The organism is Candidatus Methylopumilus universalis, assembly GCF_006365315.1.
Taxonomy (GTDB): domain Bacteria; phylum Pseudomonadota; class Gammaproteobacteria; order Burkholderiales; family Methylophilaceae; genus Methylopumilus; species Methylopumilus universalis.
In genome coordinates, this window is the sequence record NZ_CP040968.1 from 710,416 (window position 1) to 726,319 (window position 15,904).

Here is a 15,904-nt window from a genome sequence, read left to right on the forward strand (position 1 = left end):
GATTTATCCTATTATCTTTATAAGCTTTATGATAAAAAAAGTTACCAAAAAGTTCTCACTGAATGAACAAAAAGGCGAATCTTAAGATTCGCCTTAATGATTTGGCGGAGTGGACGGGACTCGAACCCGCGACCCCCGGCGTGACAGGCCGGTATTCTAACCAACTGAACTACCACTCCAAAACTTGTTACTAAAATTGGTGGGTGCTGACGGGGTCGAACCGCCGACATTCGCCTTGTAAGGGCGACGCTCTACCAACTGAGCTAAGCACCCATGCACACTCGTTAGTAAGGCGGCTATTTTACAACATAGTCCTTACCAACGCTAGGTTTACGCTAATGTGTAATGGATTTTGTGATAGTGCTGGCGTTTTTATGGGGCACAGGAACGGCTTTTTGGTCCTTTGTGGCAATATTTTTTGGCATTTTAGTCAAAGCAAGCTCTAAAACTTCGTCTATCCAGCGCACAGGATGAATTTCTAAGGCATTTTTAACTTCATCAGAAATTTCAGTTAAATCTTTGACATTTTGCTCTGGAATAAGCACGGTTTTGATGCCGCCTCTATGCGCTGCAAGCAGCTTCTCTTTTAGGCCGCCAATTGGTAAAACTTCACCTCTTAATGTTATTTCCCCTGTCATAGCGACATCAGCTCGGACTGAAATATTAGTTAAGGCCGATACAATCGCTAAAGTAATGCCAATACCGGCACTTGGGCCATCCTTAGGTGTTGCTCCTTCGGGTAAATGAATATGAATATCATTTTTTTCGTAAAAATTTTCGGCTATTCCTAGTTTGTTGGCGCGACTTCTCACAACGCTCATCGCAGCATGAATAGACTCTTGCATGACTTCGCCTAACTTACCTGTAATGATTGTTTTTCCTTTGCCTTGTAAAACGACAGCCTCAATCGTCAATAATTCTCCTCCGACCTGAGTCCAAGCGAGCCCCGTAACCTGGCCTATTTGATTTTTCTTTGAAGCAAGTCCAATGTCGTAGACTTTAACGCCTAAATAAGCCTCTAAATTCTTACTATTCACAATGACTTTTTTGAGCGATTTTTTGCTCAATAACTCCTTAACTGCCTTTCGACATATTTTAGAGATTTCTTGTTCTAATTTTCTAACGCCCGCTTCTCTCGAATAATACTGAATAATTTCTCTTACAACTTTAGAGGTAATGCTAATTTCAGATTTTTTTAAACCATGCATTTTAAGTTGCTTGGGTAATAAGTATTGCATTGCAATGTTAAGCTTTTCTGCCTCTGTATAACCCGATAGACGAATAATCTCCATTCGATCCAAAAGTGGTTCAGGAATATTCATTGAGTTAGCTGTTGCGACAAACATCACATCAGATAAATCATATTCGACTTCTACATAATGATCTGTAAAAGTATGATTTTGTTCTGGGTCTAAAACCTCTAAGAGCGCTGAGGCTGGATCTCCCCGATAATCTTGACCCATTTTGTCCACTTCATCTAGTAAGAATAATGGGTTAGTGACTCCAGCTTTAGTCATGCTTTGTAAAACTTTACCGGGCATAGAGCCAATATAAGTTCTTCTATGACCGCGAATCTCTGATTCGTCTCGCACCCCGCCTAAAGCCATACGAATAAACTTACGATTTACTGCTTTGGCAATACTTTGTCCTAAGGATGTTTTCCCGACACCCGGAGGGCCTACTAAACATAAAATAGGCGCTTTCAGTTTATCAACTCGTTGTTGAACTGCAAGATACTCAATAATACGTTCTTTGACTTTCTCGAGACCGTAGTGATCTTCATCCAAGATCTTTTCTGCAAGTGCTAACTCACGACTAATTTTAGTTTTTTTCTGCCAAGGCAATCCTATTAATGTATCAATATAATTTCTTACTACTGATGCTTCAGCCGACATTGGCGACATCATTTTTAATTTTTTGAATTCAGACGTAGCTTTATCGAGAGCCTCTTTTGACATGCCAGATTCTTGAATGCGTTTTTCAAGCTCATCTAAATCCGCGCCTTCATCTTGCTCACCCAATTCCTTTTGAATGGCTTTGACTTGTTCATTAAGATAGTATTCCCTTTGACTTTTTTCCATTTGACGCTTAACACGACCACGAATTCTTTTTTCGACTTGAAGAATATCAATTTCAGATTCCATGATCTTCAGAAGATGATCCAAACGATTTTTAATTTTTAATGTTTCTAAAATCGTTTGCTTCTCTTCTAACTTTAACGTGAGATGCGCTGCGATCATATCTGCCAGCCTGCCAGGATCTGTAATAGCAGCAAGAGATGTTAAGATTTCAGGAGGAATTTTTTTATTTAATTTAACGTATTGATCAAACTGTGAGAATACTGTCCTCATTAATGCTAATGATTCTTTATCTTTAGGTTCAGGGATATTGATTTCATCGAATCGAGCGACGAAACAAGCCTCTTGGTCAAGTACTTCTTTAATTTTTACACGGCTTAAACCTTCAACCAGAACCTTGACTGTGCCATCAGGTAATTTAAGCATCTGAAGAATAGATGCAACAGTGCCGTATTCGTAAAGATCTTTGGCATCAGGCTCATCTTTGCTTGCAGATTTTTGAGCTACTAAAATTATTTTTTTATCTTTATCAGATGCAATTTCTAAAGCTTTTACAGATTTTGTTCGTCCAACAAAAAGTGGAATCACAAGATGCGGATAAACAACTACATCCCTTAAAGGTAAGAGGGGCATGAAATCTTGCTGGGGATCTTTAATTTTAATTTCTTGAGCCATTAGGAGCTTTCATAAGCGTTAATTAATCTTAAACATTGGGTCAGTTTATAATATTTCAAGGCCTTACTGACCAACTGCGAAGCTTATTTTTTTCCTGAAACTTGTTTCTTTTCTGAGAATAAAAGTATAGGTTTGCTTGATTGTTCGATCACACCATCATCAATGACAACCTTTTCAAGATTCTTAATTGAGGGTAATTCATACATCGTATCTAATAAAACATGCTCCATAATTGAGCGAAGACCGCGCGCTCCTGTTTTTCTTTCTAGCGCTTTTTTTGCAATTAGCCTGAGTGCTGAAGTTCTAAATTCTAGCGATACATGTTCCATCGCGAAAAGTTTAATATATTGTTTGGTTAACGCATTTTTAGGCTCGGTAAGAATCTGAACTAGAGCATCTTCACTTAAGGACTCAAGAGTTGCAACAACCGGAAGTCTTCCTATAAATTCAGGAATTAAACCAAATTTAATTAGATCTTCCGGCTCAACATCTTTAATGACATCACCGATTACTTTAGCATCTGCCTTACTATTTACTTGAGCTCCAAAACCAATGCCACCTTTTTCTGATCTTTGTTTAATAATTTTTTCTAGCCCATCAAAAGCACCACCGCAAATAAACAATATATTTGTAGTGTCGAGCTGAACAAATTCTTGATTTGGATGTTTGCGACCACCCTGAGGCGGAACTGAAGCGACAGTGCCCTCGATAAGTTTTAAAAGAGCTTGCTGAACACCCTCTCCTGATACATCTCTTGTAATTGAAGGATTTTCAGATTTTCTTGAAATTTTATCGACTTCATCGATATAAACAATCCCTCTTTGGGCCTTTTCAATATCGTAATCACATTTTTGTAATAATTTTTGCATGATATTTTCAACATCTTCACCAACATAACCAGCTTCAGTAAGTGTTGTTGCATCTGCCATTACAAAAGGAACATCAAGTAATTTTGCTAGCGTTTGTGCTAAAAGTGTTTTTCCGGAACCTGTGGGACCAATAAGAAGAATATTACTTTTTGAAATTTCAACATCTTTGTGTTCAATATCTACCTCATAATTACTATCTCTAAGTCTTTTGTAATGGTTGTAAACAGCCACAGCTAAAGTTTTTTTAGCGCTTGTTTGTCCAATGACATGCTCATCAAGTTGATCACAAATTTCTTTTGGTGTGGGAAGCTGATCGTGGTCTTTAGCTTCTTTTGAAGGGCTTTTAACTTCTTCTTTAATAATGTCATTACATAAATCAACGCACTCATCACAGATGAAGACAGAAGGACCTGCAATTAGTTTTTTTACCTCATGCTGACTTTTGCCACAGAATGAGCAATAGAGTAATTTTTCGTTATCGCTTTTAGTAGCCATAAATAGATAACATCAAATGACTTGGGATCTCTTTGAAATAACTTGGTCTACCATACCATAATCTACAGATTGCTCAGCACTTAAGAAGTTATCTCTATCTGTATCAGCAGCAATTTTTTTAAGTGTTTGCCCAGTATGGGTTGCTAGGATTTGATTTAACTTTTCTTTTAAAAATAAAATTTCTTTTGCGTGTATTTCTATGTCTGATGCTTGCCCTTGGAATCCACCTAAAGGCTGATGAATCATTACGCGAGAATTAGGTAAACAGAACCGTTTTCCTTTTTGCCCTGCAGCAAGTAATAAAGCACCCATGCTGGCCGCTTGCCCGATACATAAAGTACTTACATCAGGTTTAATAAATTGCATTGTGTCGTAAATAGCCATTCCTGCCGTGACAGAACCGCCTGGGGAATTGATATACAAAGAGATGTCTTTATCGGGATTGTCTGCTTCTAGAAAAAGTAACTGGGCAACAATAACATTCGCTGTCATGTCATCTACGGGACCTACTAAAAAAATGACACGCTCTCTTAAGAGTCGCGAATATATATCGTAAGCTCTCTCACCTCGACCGCTTTGCTCAATCACCATAGGCACATAGCCTAAATTATTTGGGGTTGTATAAGCCATAATTATGCTTTAGCTGGTCCAGACATAAGCTCATCAAATGTTGTTTTTTTGTTTTGCACTTTACACTGCGTCATAAACCACTCAACTACATTTACTTCAGTTGCAAGAGCTGTTGGCTCTTCAAGTCTTGAAGGTTCGGCATAAAACCATTGAACGGCTTCTTCTGTGTCATCAAAATTAAGTGCAAACTCATTCACCATCGCTTTAATTTGATCTGCAGTAGCGCGCAAATTATTTTTTTCTACAATTTCAGCGAGAATAAGTCTGAGCTTGCATGTTTTCTTCGCTTGATCTTCAAACATTGAGGGTTCTAATTTGAATTGTTTTAAATCAGCTCCACGCTGTTTTAAATTAGCGTAGGTCGATTGAGCCATGCGGTTGATTTCAACATTAATTAATGTTTTAGGTAAATCTGCCTTACAAATATCTAATAACTGAGTAAATACCTGCTCTTTTAATTTAATTTTTACTCTTTTGTCTAATTCTTGCTCCAGACTTTGTTTAATTTCTTCACGCATTTGATCAACATTACCATCAACAACGCCTAGCGATTGCGCAAACTGCGCATTAACTTCTGGAAGCTTAGGTTTTGCAATTAAAATAAAATTCACATTATATTGAACTGTTTTTCCTGCTAATTCTTTGGGGTTATGTGTTTCTGGATAATTCACTTCAAATGTTTTGGACTCACCTGCTTTTCCACCTACAAGATGATCATCAAAAATTGCAAAACGAGAATCGTCACCAAGGATAATCTGAATAGGTTTATCGCCTGTCGTTTCGACTTGTTTGTCATTAATAAAGGAAGTTAAAGTTAAAGTAAGTCGATCGCCTTTAGCGGAAGCTTCTTTAGACTCAATAAATTGGGCTCTTTGTTTAAGAAGGACATCGATGGTTTTATTCACATCTTTATCGGTAATTTGAGCGTCAGGCTTATCAATTGAAGCAGCTTTAAAGTCGCCTAAAGTGACTTCAGGGAATACTTCGAATGTCGCTGTATATTCAAAATCTTCATTTACTTGATTAAGGGGCTTATGCTGAATATTAGGCATGCCAACAACACGCAGTTTATTTTCTTGAATAGCTTGGCCAAATGAAGTCTCAATAGCTTCAGAGAAAACTTCTTCTTTTACTTGAGGACCATATTGTTGCTCAATCATTTTTAGAGGCGCTTTACCGGGTCTAAAACCAGGAACTTTTGCTGTTCGAGTTAGACGTTGAAAACGACTCGACATCTCTTTTTGAAGAGGTTCGACAGGCACTTTAACGGTTATGCGTCTTTCTAAATTACTTAATGTTTCAACTGCTGTAGCCATACTTAAAATTCCCTAAAATTCATATCTGTGGTGCGAAAGGAGAGACTCGAACTCTCACGCCTTGCGGCGCTGGAACCTAAATCCAGTGCGTCTACCAATTCCGCCACTCTCGCGATGATTAAAAAAGTTATATATAACAAAAATTTAGCTCTATTTTATAACAAGTTAGTCTTTATCTAAAAGGAATAATTCAATGAATCAATGAAATACGTAGATATTTTGATTTAAGATGTCATAAATTATTAGAAACTATAAAGTCACAAACCCAAAAGATTCAAATTGAAAACACGAGCCCTTAAATTGCAATTTCTCCCGTCCCTATTTTTCGTATGTCTTATGGCGTTCTATCTATCGGGCTGCAATTTTATCAGTTATGAGACCAAACCTATTGCGAATCAACAGGTTATTGAAAAAATCACCGCCAAAGATCCAGAAGATCCGAGATTTAAAGAATTTTTAAAAATTCAGGGATTTAAGGAGGATAGCCTTCCAATTAAAGAATGGGGGCTTAATGAGCTTATGCTTTGCGCACTTTTTTTCAACCCAAGAATTGAAATTGCAAAAAAAGAATGGGATGTTGCAAAAATTCAAGAAATGATCGCTCCAATTAAAGCGCCCTCCTCTGTTGGTTTTGAAAGCGGCAGACAAACTACAGGCGTCAAAGAAAACTCAAGAGATGCTTTTGGATTAAGTTTAACAACGTTATTTGAAACAGCTGATAAAGCTAAAATTAGAGAGGAAAGAGCAAGAAATCAGTCTTTGATCAAACGCTTAGAGCTAAGAAAGCTCGCATGGGATATTAAAACAGATCTCACTTTAAATTATCATCGCTATCATCAACTGCTTCTAAATCTTCAAATAATAAGAAGCGAAATTAAACTGCAAAATGAAATCTTAAATATGTTGAAAAAAAGAAAGTCACTTGGGCTAAGTTCATCAATAGATAGCAATTTCAATCAAATTGAACTGAATAAAAACATACAAAAATTAAATGAGGAGCAATACCAACTTAATGAAACGAAATCAAAATTAGCCTCGATTTTAGGTATATCAGCAGAAAAACTTAATACAATGAGAATTGCAAATATAAATATGGATCAAAGCATTGAGATCTTTAGCAAAACGCTTGATGATGAAACAAAACAACGAGATGTTATCAATCTTGGGCTTTTTAATCGTATTGATTTAAGAATAGCTTTAGCAAAATATGCAGTTTCAGAATCGCAACTAAAATTAAATGTAGCAAATCAATATCCAGATATTAGATTTTCACCTGCTTATATTTTTGATTACGGATCCAGCAAATGGCTTCTTGGTGTAACTTCACTGATTCCAACAGTGGAAAAAAATAAAAATCTAGTTGAAGAAGCAAAAAAACTAAGGGACATTGAAAGCTTACAAGTTGAAAAAATCCAAACGTCTATCATTAATGAACTTGCAAAACTAAGAGATAATTATATAAATGCTAAAGATATGGTGCGAAAAGATACTGAAGATCTATCAGCTGCAAATGAGTTAGAAAATTCAATTGAAAGTAAATTTAACCAGGGTGAAATTGACCGAATTGAATTAACTCAACAAAAATTAATTACTATGCAATATAAGCGAAGATTTTATACCAACAAAATTACACTAATGAAAATAGGATTTGATTTTGAAGCGCTTTTACAAGAACCTCTAAACACTAATAAAAATAATGAAAAATAAACTGAATGCCTTTCTTGTAATCCAAGCGATACTAATCCTGATTCTGGTTTGGTTATTAACTTATTTCGGCCGAGATGAATTTAACAACATAAAACCTAATTCAGATATTTCAAAAAACACTCAAAGTTTAATAAAGTCAGCCAATGGGGTTAACTATATAACTCTTAGCCCAGAAATACAGTCAAATAGTGGAATAAAGACCCAACCAGTTCAAACTTCAGATTACATAAAGAATCTTACAAATTATGCAACAGTCCTTAGCATTGACTTATTGATTGAACAAAAAAATAGATTTAATGAAATTAAAAATCAAATAAGCCTCTTATCCAATGAGTTAGAAAGGGATAAAAAAAATTACGAAAGATTCAAAGCTCTTAATGATGACAATAAAAACGTATCAGACAAAGCTTTACAAGAAATGAAAGTCAATTTTGAAAATACAAAAATAAAACTTCAGACCACCCAAGAACTTATAACTGGGATTAAGCAAAATATTAGAGCTCAATGGGGAGAAATAATACTATCGATGATTGATGCTGGGGCACGAAAAGAATTATTTGAATTTCTTGTTCAAGGAAAAGCAAGGATTATAAAAGTAACATTACCTGAACATGCTGATAATCAACCTCCGAAAAATATTAGTTTAGCTTTAATCGACAATCTAAATGAAAAATTTTTAGCAAGTTATCTCGCAGAATCGCCTACATTAGATAAGTCGATAAAAGGAAAAACTTATTTTTATATTGTTTACAGCAATCAATTAAGAATTGATTCAAAAGTAATTGCCAATCAAGTTCAAGATAAACTATCTTCTGAATCCGGCAAGTACTTAGCAATTCCAAAAGAAGCAGTAATATGGAACTCAGGGCAAGCATGGGTTTACGTTCAATCAAGTGAAAATAAATTTTTCCGTAAATCTATTGAAACAAGTACTGAGAGCTCAGATGGTTGGATTGTCAAAGAGAATCAAATTAAAGAAAATGACCTTATTGTAATTAATGGCGCTCAACTTTTACTCTCGGAAGAATTTAAATATCAAATAAAAAATGAAAACGATGATTAAATCAAAATGATGTCTTCTATCGTAAAGTTTTCAATAAGATATACAGGGGTCATCATCGGCCTTGCAGTTATTGCAATAATATTTGGGTTATACCAAATTACCAGAAGTCCCTTGAATGTTTTTCCTGAGTTCGCTCCTAACCAAGTTATTATTCAAACAGAATCTCCAGGACTTTCATCTGATTTAGTAGAGTCGCTCGTTACCCTTCCTATTGAGAAAAATTTAGGTGGAACTATCGGCATTGAAACAATAAGATCCCAATCCATTCCTGGACTATCGGTTATCACAATCATTTTTAATGAGCAGACAGATATCTATAGAAATAGGCAGGTAATTTCTGAAAGACTTGCTTCGATTTCAAGCAGTATGCCTCCAGGTATTATCCCTAAAATAACGCCACTAACATCGGCAGCGTCATCAGTTTTGGGTATTGGAATTACATCAAAAACAAAATCTTTAACTGAAATTAGGACAGTGACTGATCGAGTAATTATTCCTCATCTCTTGTCAATCCCAGGGGTTGCAGATGTAAATATATTTGGTGGCAAAGTTAAGCAATATCAAATTGAAATCCAGCCAGAAAAATTGATTCAATCAAATATTTCGATTGAACAAATAATTAATGCGGCTAGCAAGTCTTCTGGGGTAAGAGGGGCTGGTTTCATTGAAAATAGCAATCAAAGAATTATTGTTAATACAGAAGGCCAATCTAAATCTTTAGAAGATATTGGTAAAACACCTGTAATTAGTAATAAAAATCAGATCATTTATCTTAAAGATCTAGCTGTGATCAAAGAAGGGTCGGTCCCCACGATCAGCGCAGCATCAATCAATGGTGAGGAAGGAATTTATTTATCTGTCCAAGGCCAGTTAGGTTCTGACACTTATAAACTCACCCAGCTAATTGAGGCAGCAGTTTTAGATATAAAACCATCACTTCTTGATCAAGACATTCAAATCAACCCCGAATTATTTAGGCCTGCAAATTTTATTGATGCTTCGATAAAGGGCGTTCGCCTTGACATATTAATTGGCTCAATGCTTGTTATTATAATTTTATTTTTATTTTTATTTAACCTAAGAACGGCTTTTATATCAGCAACAGCAATACCACTTTCACTTCTAAGTGCAATTATTGTTTTAAGCTATTTTAATCTTGGTTTAAATATTATGGTTTTAAGTGGTCTCGCTATTGCTTTAGGCGAGGTTGTTGATGACGCTATAATTGATTCTGAAAATATTTTTAGGCGATTAAAAGAAAATATAAAATTAAAGAATCCACTACCAATTAGCAAGGTTGTTTACGACGCATCAATGGAAGTGAGAAGTTCGGTAGTATATGCCACGATAATTGTTGTAACTGTTTTTCTTCCCCTTCTTTCGTTAAATGGCGTTGCTGGAAAACTTTTTGGCCCGTTGGGTATTGCATACATCCTATCAATATTAGCTTCTTTAGTTGTCGCGCTCACAGTCACCCCTGCTCTATCTTACCTCCTACTTGGTAAATCAAACTTCAAGTCATCTGAGTCACCATTAATGTCTTACATAAAGAATAAGTACATTGATGTACTTCATTTCATAGAAAAGAAATCAACTGCAATCATTTTGCTAACGTTCACATTTATCTTAATAGGATTTTCGTTAGTCCCATTATTTAAAACACAATTCATTCCTCCACTTCACGAGGGTCACTTCATTATGCATATGACTACACTTCCGGGGACCTCAGAAAAAGAATCCTTGCGCATAGGAAACGAAATAAGTAAAAAAATTCGTGATATAACCGGGGTGAAATCTGTTGCACAGTGGGTAGGTAGATCACCAATGGGCGCTGATACGTTTGGAACGCATTATAGTGAATTTGAAATTGAACTTAAAAATTCAGACGGGCCAACACAAGATAAAATCTTAGAGCAAATTGAAGACTTAACACATAATAATAATTATGTAGGACTAAATTTTGCTATTAATACATTCTTAACAGAACGTATCGAAGAGACAATTTCTGGTTACTACTCTTCAGTAGTAATCAATATTTTTGGCACAAATCTTGACACTATTGACCAAGATACTCAAAAAATATCTTCTACTCTGGCTTCTATTAAGGGTGCAAAAAATATCAATATAGTATCCCCTGCTGGTACACCTCAAATTACGATACATTTTTTATCTGAAAAATTAAGCCAATGGGGTATTCAAAAAACCGATCTTCTGAATGCTATTCGTGCAGCGTTTGAAGGTCTTCCAGTAGCGCAAGTGTACGAAGGAAATGCAAAGGTAAATATTTCTATTATTTTAAACAAAAACTTTCGAGATGATATTACAGATATTCAAAAATTACCTATCATGGCAGCTGATGGCAAAATTGTTGAGCTAGGTCAAGTTGCCTATATTGCTCAAGAAAACGGAAGATCTAAAATTCTTCATCAAGGAGGAAAGCGCATTCAAACTATAACAGCTGATATTGATGAAAGAGATATTAATGATTTTAATAATGATCTAAAGAGTGAGCTAAATAAACTTAAGTTAAATCAAGGTAACTACTTTGAAATTACTGGGGCAGCTCAGGCGAATGCAAAATCACAAGAGGAGCTTATAGTCCACTCTATTATTGCAGGTGCAGGCATACTACTAATGCTATATATAGCTTTTGGAAATCTGCGCAATTTATTACTTACATTATTTAATCTACCTTTTGCATTAATTGGGGGTGTATTTGCTGTTAGTTTTAATGCAGGTTGGATATCTATTGGCTCACTTGTTGGGTTTGTAACGCTTTTTGGAATTACCTTGCGAAATTCAATAATGCTGATATCTCATTACCAACATTTAATTAATGTTGAGAATCACACTTGGAATTTGGAAACATGTATTAAAGGGGCTTCTGAAAGACTTCCTTCTATTTTAATGACTGCTATTGTCACTGCATTAGGTTTGCTTCCATTGGCTCTGGGAAGCGGTCAGCCAGGTAAGGAGATTGAAGGTCCTATGGCTAGTATTATTGTAGGCGGCCTTGTCACATCTACTATATTGAATCTTCTAATACTTCCAAGCATTATGTTACATTTTGGAAAATTCGAAAAAGAAGAATAAATTAATTTTCTTTAAAGAAATCAATCCATTTTTTAATATTAGAAGCCTTGTAAGCAATTTCATCAAATTCGCTTTTTGGATTCGATTGAGCAACAATCCCTCCTCCCGAATAGAAATGAAGCGTGTTATCTTTTTTGATCAATGTACGAATTGCAATATTAGTATCCATTTGGCGATTAAACCCGATATAGCCAATCGAGCCACAATAAATGTCACGTCTATGGGGTTCTAACTGATCAATAATTTCCATTGATCTAATTTTTGGAGTCCCTGTAATGGAGCCTCCAGGAAAAGAATCTTTAAGTAACTTAGGCAGAGATGAGTGAGGCTTTAAAATACCTTCTACTATACTTTCAAGATGATGCACATTGCTATATGACTTGAGTTCACAAAGCGCTTTAACATTTACACTTCCAGGAATACAATTTTTACCCAGATCATTGCGTAATAAATCAACAATCATTAAATTTTCCGCGCGATCTTTTTCGCTCTTAAGTAAGCGCTCTGCATTCTCTTTATCTATTGAAGGATTTGGATCTCTCGGCTCAGTGCCCTTAATAGGCCTCGTTTCAACATGCTCATCCGTTGATTTAATAAACCTCTCAGGAGATCCACATAAAACATCAAAATCTTCATGATGTAAATAGGCCATAAAAGGTGAGCGATTAATTGTTCTTAATTTTTTATATCCTGTCCAGCCACTACCTTCACACTGAGCTTGATATTTATTGGAAATATTTATTTGGTAACAGTCGCCTGCTTTAATAAAAGCTAAAATTTTATTTACAATCAACTCGTAGGCATTGAAATCTAAAAGTGGTTTAGTTGATGAGCGAGTCTTAAATGAGTGATGACTAGCTTTTGCATTCTTAAATTTTTCGGCAAGATCGTTTAGATAATTATTTGTATCTTTATTTAATAAATGAGATGCAATACATGCTTTTTTTTCTTGATGATCTACAATCAGAGCCCAGTCATAGATACCAACCATCATAAGGGGAATGCCAACATGATCTTTATCGTTCTGAACGTATGTTTGGCCTAATTCGTAAGAAAAGTATCCTAAAGCTCCTCCAGTAAAGGGTAGCGAGGAATTTTGAACTTCAAATCGCGCAAGAACTTTATCTAAAACATCAAAAGCATTTTCCTTAACAATTTTTTTTTGATTGTCTTCTTCAATGCTGACAGTATTTTCATCTGCGATTATTTTGATAAATGGACGGCTGACTATAATGTCGAATCTAGATTTATCTGAAATATTTTTATCTAAATCATCATGAATACCGCTATCTAAATAGCAAGACCATGAATCATCAGCAATAGCTTCAAAATAAACGGAGCTATCCGAAAAGTAAGGTAATGAAATGAGGTGTGTATTATTCAACGGCTGTTGAGATTTAAACTTAATGATCTGAAATTATATGCTGATTAAATAATTAAGGGCGCATAAAGCGCCCTTAATTATTTAATGCCTTATAGAAATTTACTCTAGGTTTGCGTGAATTGCGCGCATACCTTCTTCAGTCAATCCTTTAGCATGAATTAATTCTGAAATAACTGCTTCAAGGTAGATCAATGTAGATAATTCAAATGAAGTGCCCATAGGCATTCCTTGGGTAAGACCAAAAGAATCATCATTACCAATTTGTACAGTTAAATCAGCCATATCCGACATAGGTGATTTATTTTTCATTGAAACAACAACAATCTTAGCGCCTTTTGATTTAGCAGTTTCAAGAAGCGGCAAAAGTGTTTTTGTGCCCCCAGAACCTGAAATCACTAGAAATAGATCGCCTGATTTAATTGCTGGCGTCACAATTTCGCCCACCATATTAACCTGATAGCCACTATGCACGAGACGCATTGCAAAAAAGCGTGAAACAAGTCCTGATCGTCCAGCGCCACCTACAAAAATACGACCTGCTTCATCTATAAGCTTAAGAAGCTTAGCCGCATTACTTTGCTCAGTCACTGCTAAAACGCTTGAAATTTTATCTAATAGTAATTTTTGATGCATGTTGAACCCTTTTTATTTAAAAATAAACAGCCTATAAAAAAAATCCCGACTCATTGCTAAGTCGGGACTTGATTTAGTTCATCAATAATTGTTTCTTAACAATTATCCATGAGCAATTTTTGTGATTTCTGCAGCAGCAGCAGCTGGATCAGCAGCGCCGTAAATTGCAGCACCAGCAACGATAATAGATGCACCAGCATCTTTAACTTGCTGAGTCGTAGCAGCTTTAACACCACCAGCAACTGAGATTTTAACGCCAGTTTTTAAACCAGCAATCATAGCTAAGTCAGCAAAAGGAGTGTGACCAGCAGCTTGTGCATCAAGACCAGTGTGAACACCGATAATTTGAACGCCTGCAGCAACACATTCTTTTGTTAAAGCTTCTTTGTTTGCAACGTTGATCATGTCAACTTGAACTTCTTTACCATATTTCTTAGCAGCAGCAACTACGCCTTTGATTGTAGCAATGCCTGAAGCGCCAAGAACTGTACAGATGTCTGCGCCAGCTTTGTAGAATGGCTCAGACTCATATTCACCTGCATCCATTGTTTTTAAGTCAACAAGGATTTGGTTCTTTGGGAATTTTGCTTTTAATGTTTCAAGAAGCTTGATACCGTTATGCTTAATGCATGGTGTACCAATTTCAAGGATGTCTACGTGTGGAGCAACTTTAGCTGCTAATGCAACTGTTGCGTCAAAATCTAATGAATCTAATGCCATTTGTGTTAAAGCCATGGTTTTTCTCCGTATTTATTACAAGTTTTCTAAAATAGTTCGTTGCTAAAAGGAAGTTTGAACTTCATGAAGCAGGAAACCGATCATATAGGGCTAATCATTTTGTGTCAATAATCAACCCTACTCACTCTATAGTCATTTAAGGTCATTTTTATGACAATAAATGGTTTATAGCTTTTCGTTTAAAGCTGTTTCGAGTTTGTTTTGGTCCACTACGAAACCACGAATACCTTCTGAAAGTTTTTCAGTTGCCATCGCATCTTCATTCAATGCAAAGCGGAATTCATCCTCAGTCATTTTAGCTGGGGCTGATTTTGTAGCGCCGCCGTCTTTGAGAAGTCTTGGTAAATCTCCCTGGGTTGCTTCAAGCTCCTGAAGTAAATTTGGTGCAATTGTTAAACGATCACAACCAGCTAGTGCTGTAATTTCACCGATATTTCTAAAGGAAGCGCCCATCACAACTGTTTTATATCCATGCTCTTTATAGTAAGCATAAATTTTACGAACTGATATAACGCCTGGATCTTCTTCAGATGTATATGTATTTCCAGTTTTAGCTTTATACCAATCAAGGATACGACCCACGAATGGAGAAATAAGGAATACGCCAGCTTCAGCGCACGCACGCGCTTGGCCAAAACCAAATAGAAGCGTTAAGTTACAGTTGATACCTTCTTTTTCTAAGATTTCACCTGCTTTAATGCCTTCCCATGTAGATGCCAATTTAATAAGCACGCGATCTTTTTTAACGCCAGCTTCATCATAAAGGCCTATTAATTTTCTACCTTTTTTAACCATTGCATCAATATTAAATGATAAACGTGCATCTACTTCGGTAGAAATGCGGCCAGGAATATGTTTTAGGATCTCAAGTCCTACAAGAACAGCCAGCTTATCAGCGGCATCTTCAACTTGCTGAGCTTTATTGCTACTTTTTGATTTTGCATAAGCAATAGCTTCTTTAATCATTGGCTCGCATTGAGGAAGCGTACTTGCCTTTAAAAGTAAAGATGGGTTAGTCGTAGCATCGTAAGGTTTTACTGTTTTAATTGCTTCCACGTCACCAGTATCTGCAACGATCGTTGTCATGCCTTTTAATTGTTCTAATAATGTTGCCATTGCTTTAAATCTCCAAAAAATGATGTCTTTGAAATCGGATCGTAAATTATATATGAATTGACTTGCAATCTCGTGATTTCAAAACTTGTTTTACACATTAGACAGCT

The 15,904-nt window shown here is 35.8% G+C and carries 11 protein-coding genes and 3 tRNA genes; 3 read left to right on the top strand and 11 right to left on the bottom strand.

Features of this window, described 5'->3' with window-relative positions:
• Positions 1–102 precede the first annotated feature (102 nt).
• The 7 genes from FIT79_RS03835 to FIT79_RS03865 form a co-directional block, all read right to left on the bottom strand.
• Positions 103–179, bottom strand: a tRNA-Asp gene (locus FIT79_RS03835).
• Between the two features lie 18 nt (positions 180–197).
• A tRNA-Val gene (locus FIT79_RS03840) sits at positions 198–273 on the bottom strand.
• A 62-nt stretch (positions 274–335) separates the two neighbouring features.
• On the bottom strand, positions 336–2,753 hold the full coding sequence (lon, locus tag FIT79_RS03845; protein ID WP_139867786.1) for an endopeptidase La: 2,418 nt from the start codon (positions 2,751–2,753) through the stop codon (positions 336–338).
• 83 nt (positions 2,754–2,836) lie between these two features.
• Positions 2,837–4,117, bottom strand: coding sequence for an ATP-dependent Clp protease ATP-binding subunit ClpX (gene clpX / locus FIT79_RS03850; RefSeq protein ID WP_139875671.1), 1,281 nt, complete (start codon positions 4,115–4,117; stop codon positions 2,837–2,839).
• Positions 4,118–4,129: 12 nt separating this feature from the next.
• On the bottom strand, positions 4,130–4,747 hold the full coding sequence (gene clpP, locus FIT79_RS03855; RefSeq protein WP_139867789.1) for an ATP-dependent Clp endopeptidase proteolytic subunit ClpP: 618 nt from the start codon (positions 4,745–4,747) through the stop codon (positions 4,130–4,132).
• 2 nt (positions 4,748–4,749) lie between these two features.
• On the bottom strand, positions 4,750–6,063 hold the full coding sequence (tig, locus tag FIT79_RS03860; RefSeq protein ID WP_139867791.1) for a trigger factor: 1,314 nt from the start codon (positions 6,061–6,063) through the stop codon (positions 4,750–4,752).
• 28 nt (positions 6,064–6,091) lie between these two features.
• A tRNA-Leu gene (locus FIT79_RS03865) sits at positions 6,092–6,176 on the bottom strand.
• 223 nt (positions 6,177–6,399) lie between these two features.
• Here FIT79_RS03865 and FIT79_RS03870 point away from each other — a divergent pair.
• From FIT79_RS03870 to FIT79_RS03880, 3 genes are read left to right on the top strand one after another with little or no spacing between them, the layout of a single operon-like run.
• Positions 6,400–7,770: a TolC family protein gene (locus FIT79_RS03870; protein WP_139875672.1), complete on the top strand. Its 1,371-nt coding sequence runs from the start codon at positions 6,400–6,402 to the stop codon at positions 7,768–7,770.
• Complete coding sequence (locus FIT79_RS03875; RefSeq protein WP_139875673.1) at positions 7,760–8,833, top strand: efflux RND transporter periplasmic adaptor subunit; 1,074 nt, start codon at positions 7,760–7,762, stop codon at positions 8,831–8,833. The genes FIT79_RS03870 and FIT79_RS03875 overlap by 11 nt, the downstream gene beginning before the upstream one ends.
• Positions 8,834–8,839: 6 nt before the next feature.
• Positions 8,840–11,926: an efflux RND transporter permease subunit gene (locus FIT79_RS03880; protein WP_139875674.1), complete on the top strand. Its 3,087-nt coding sequence runs from the start codon at positions 8,840–8,842 to the stop codon at positions 11,924–11,926.
• A 1-nt stretch (position 11,927) separates the two neighbouring features.
• Here FIT79_RS03880 and pabB read toward each other — a convergent pair whose 3' ends face one another.
• The 4 genes from pabB to tal form a co-directional block, all read right to left on the bottom strand.
• Positions 11,928–13,310: an aminodeoxychorismate synthase component I gene (gene pabB / locus FIT79_RS03885; RefSeq protein ID WP_189644845.1), complete on the bottom strand. Its 1,383-nt coding sequence runs from the start codon at positions 13,308–13,310 to the stop codon at positions 11,928–11,930.
• A gap of 99 nt (positions 13,311–13,409) precedes the next feature.
• Positions 13,410–13,943: a 6-phospho-3-hexuloisomerase gene (gene hxlB, locus FIT79_RS03890; RefSeq protein ID WP_139871586.1), complete on the bottom strand. Its 534-nt coding sequence runs from the start codon at positions 13,941–13,943 to the stop codon at positions 13,410–13,412.
• A 102-nt stretch (positions 13,944–14,045) separates the two neighbouring features.
• Positions 14,046–14,678 carry a 3-hexulose-6-phosphate synthase gene (hxlA, locus tag FIT79_RS03895; protein WP_028818081.1) on the bottom strand — a complete coding sequence of 211 codons (633 nt, stop codon included), beginning with the start codon at positions 14,676–14,678 and terminating at the stop codon, positions 14,046–14,048.
• Positions 14,679–14,846: 168 nt separating this feature from the next.
• Positions 14,847–15,797 (bottom strand): transaldolase, encoded by a 951-nt coding sequence (gene tal / locus FIT79_RS03900; RefSeq protein ID WP_028818080.1) that lies wholly within the window; start codon positions 15,795–15,797, stop codon positions 14,847–14,849.
• Between the last annotated feature and the right edge of the window lie 107 nt (positions 15,798–15,904).

Bases quoted from the DNA above. Each gene is read 5' to 3' on its own strand.
- lon (WP_139867786.1), bottom strand. From the start codon at position 2,753: ATGGCTCAAGAAATTAAAATTAAAGATCCCCAGCAAGATTTCATGCCC.
- clpX (WP_139875671.1), bottom strand. From the start codon at position 4,117: ATGGCTACTAAAAGCGATAACGAAAAATTACTCTATTGCTCATTCTGT.
- clpP (WP_139867789.1), bottom strand. From the start codon at position 4,747: ATGGCTTATACAACCCCAAATAATTTAGGCTATGTGCCTATGGTGATT.
- tig (WP_139867791.1), bottom strand. From the start codon at position 6,063: ATGGCTACAGCAGTTGAAACATTAAGTAATTTAGAAAGACGCATAACC.
- FIT79_RS03870 (WP_139875672.1), top strand. From the start codon at position 6,400: ATGGCGTTCTATCTATCGGGCTGCAATTTTATCAGTTATGAGACCAAA.
- FIT79_RS03875 (WP_139875673.1), top strand. From the start codon at position 7,760: ATGAAAAATAAACTGAATGCCTTTCTTGTAATCCAAGCGATACTAATC.
- FIT79_RS03880 (WP_139875674.1), top strand. From the start codon at position 8,840: ATGATGTCTTCTATCGTAAAGTTTTCAATAAGATATACAGGGGTCATC.
- hxlB (WP_139871586.1), bottom strand. From the start codon at position 13,943: ATGCATCAAAAATTACTATTAGATAAAATTTCAAGCGTTTTAGCAGTG.
- hxlA (WP_028818081.1), bottom strand. From the start codon at position 14,678: ATGGCTTTAACACAAATGGCATTAGATTCATTAGATTTTGACGCAACA.
- tal (WP_028818080.1), bottom strand. From the start codon at position 15,797: ATGGCAACATTATTAGAACAATTAAAAGGCATGACAACGATCGTTGCA.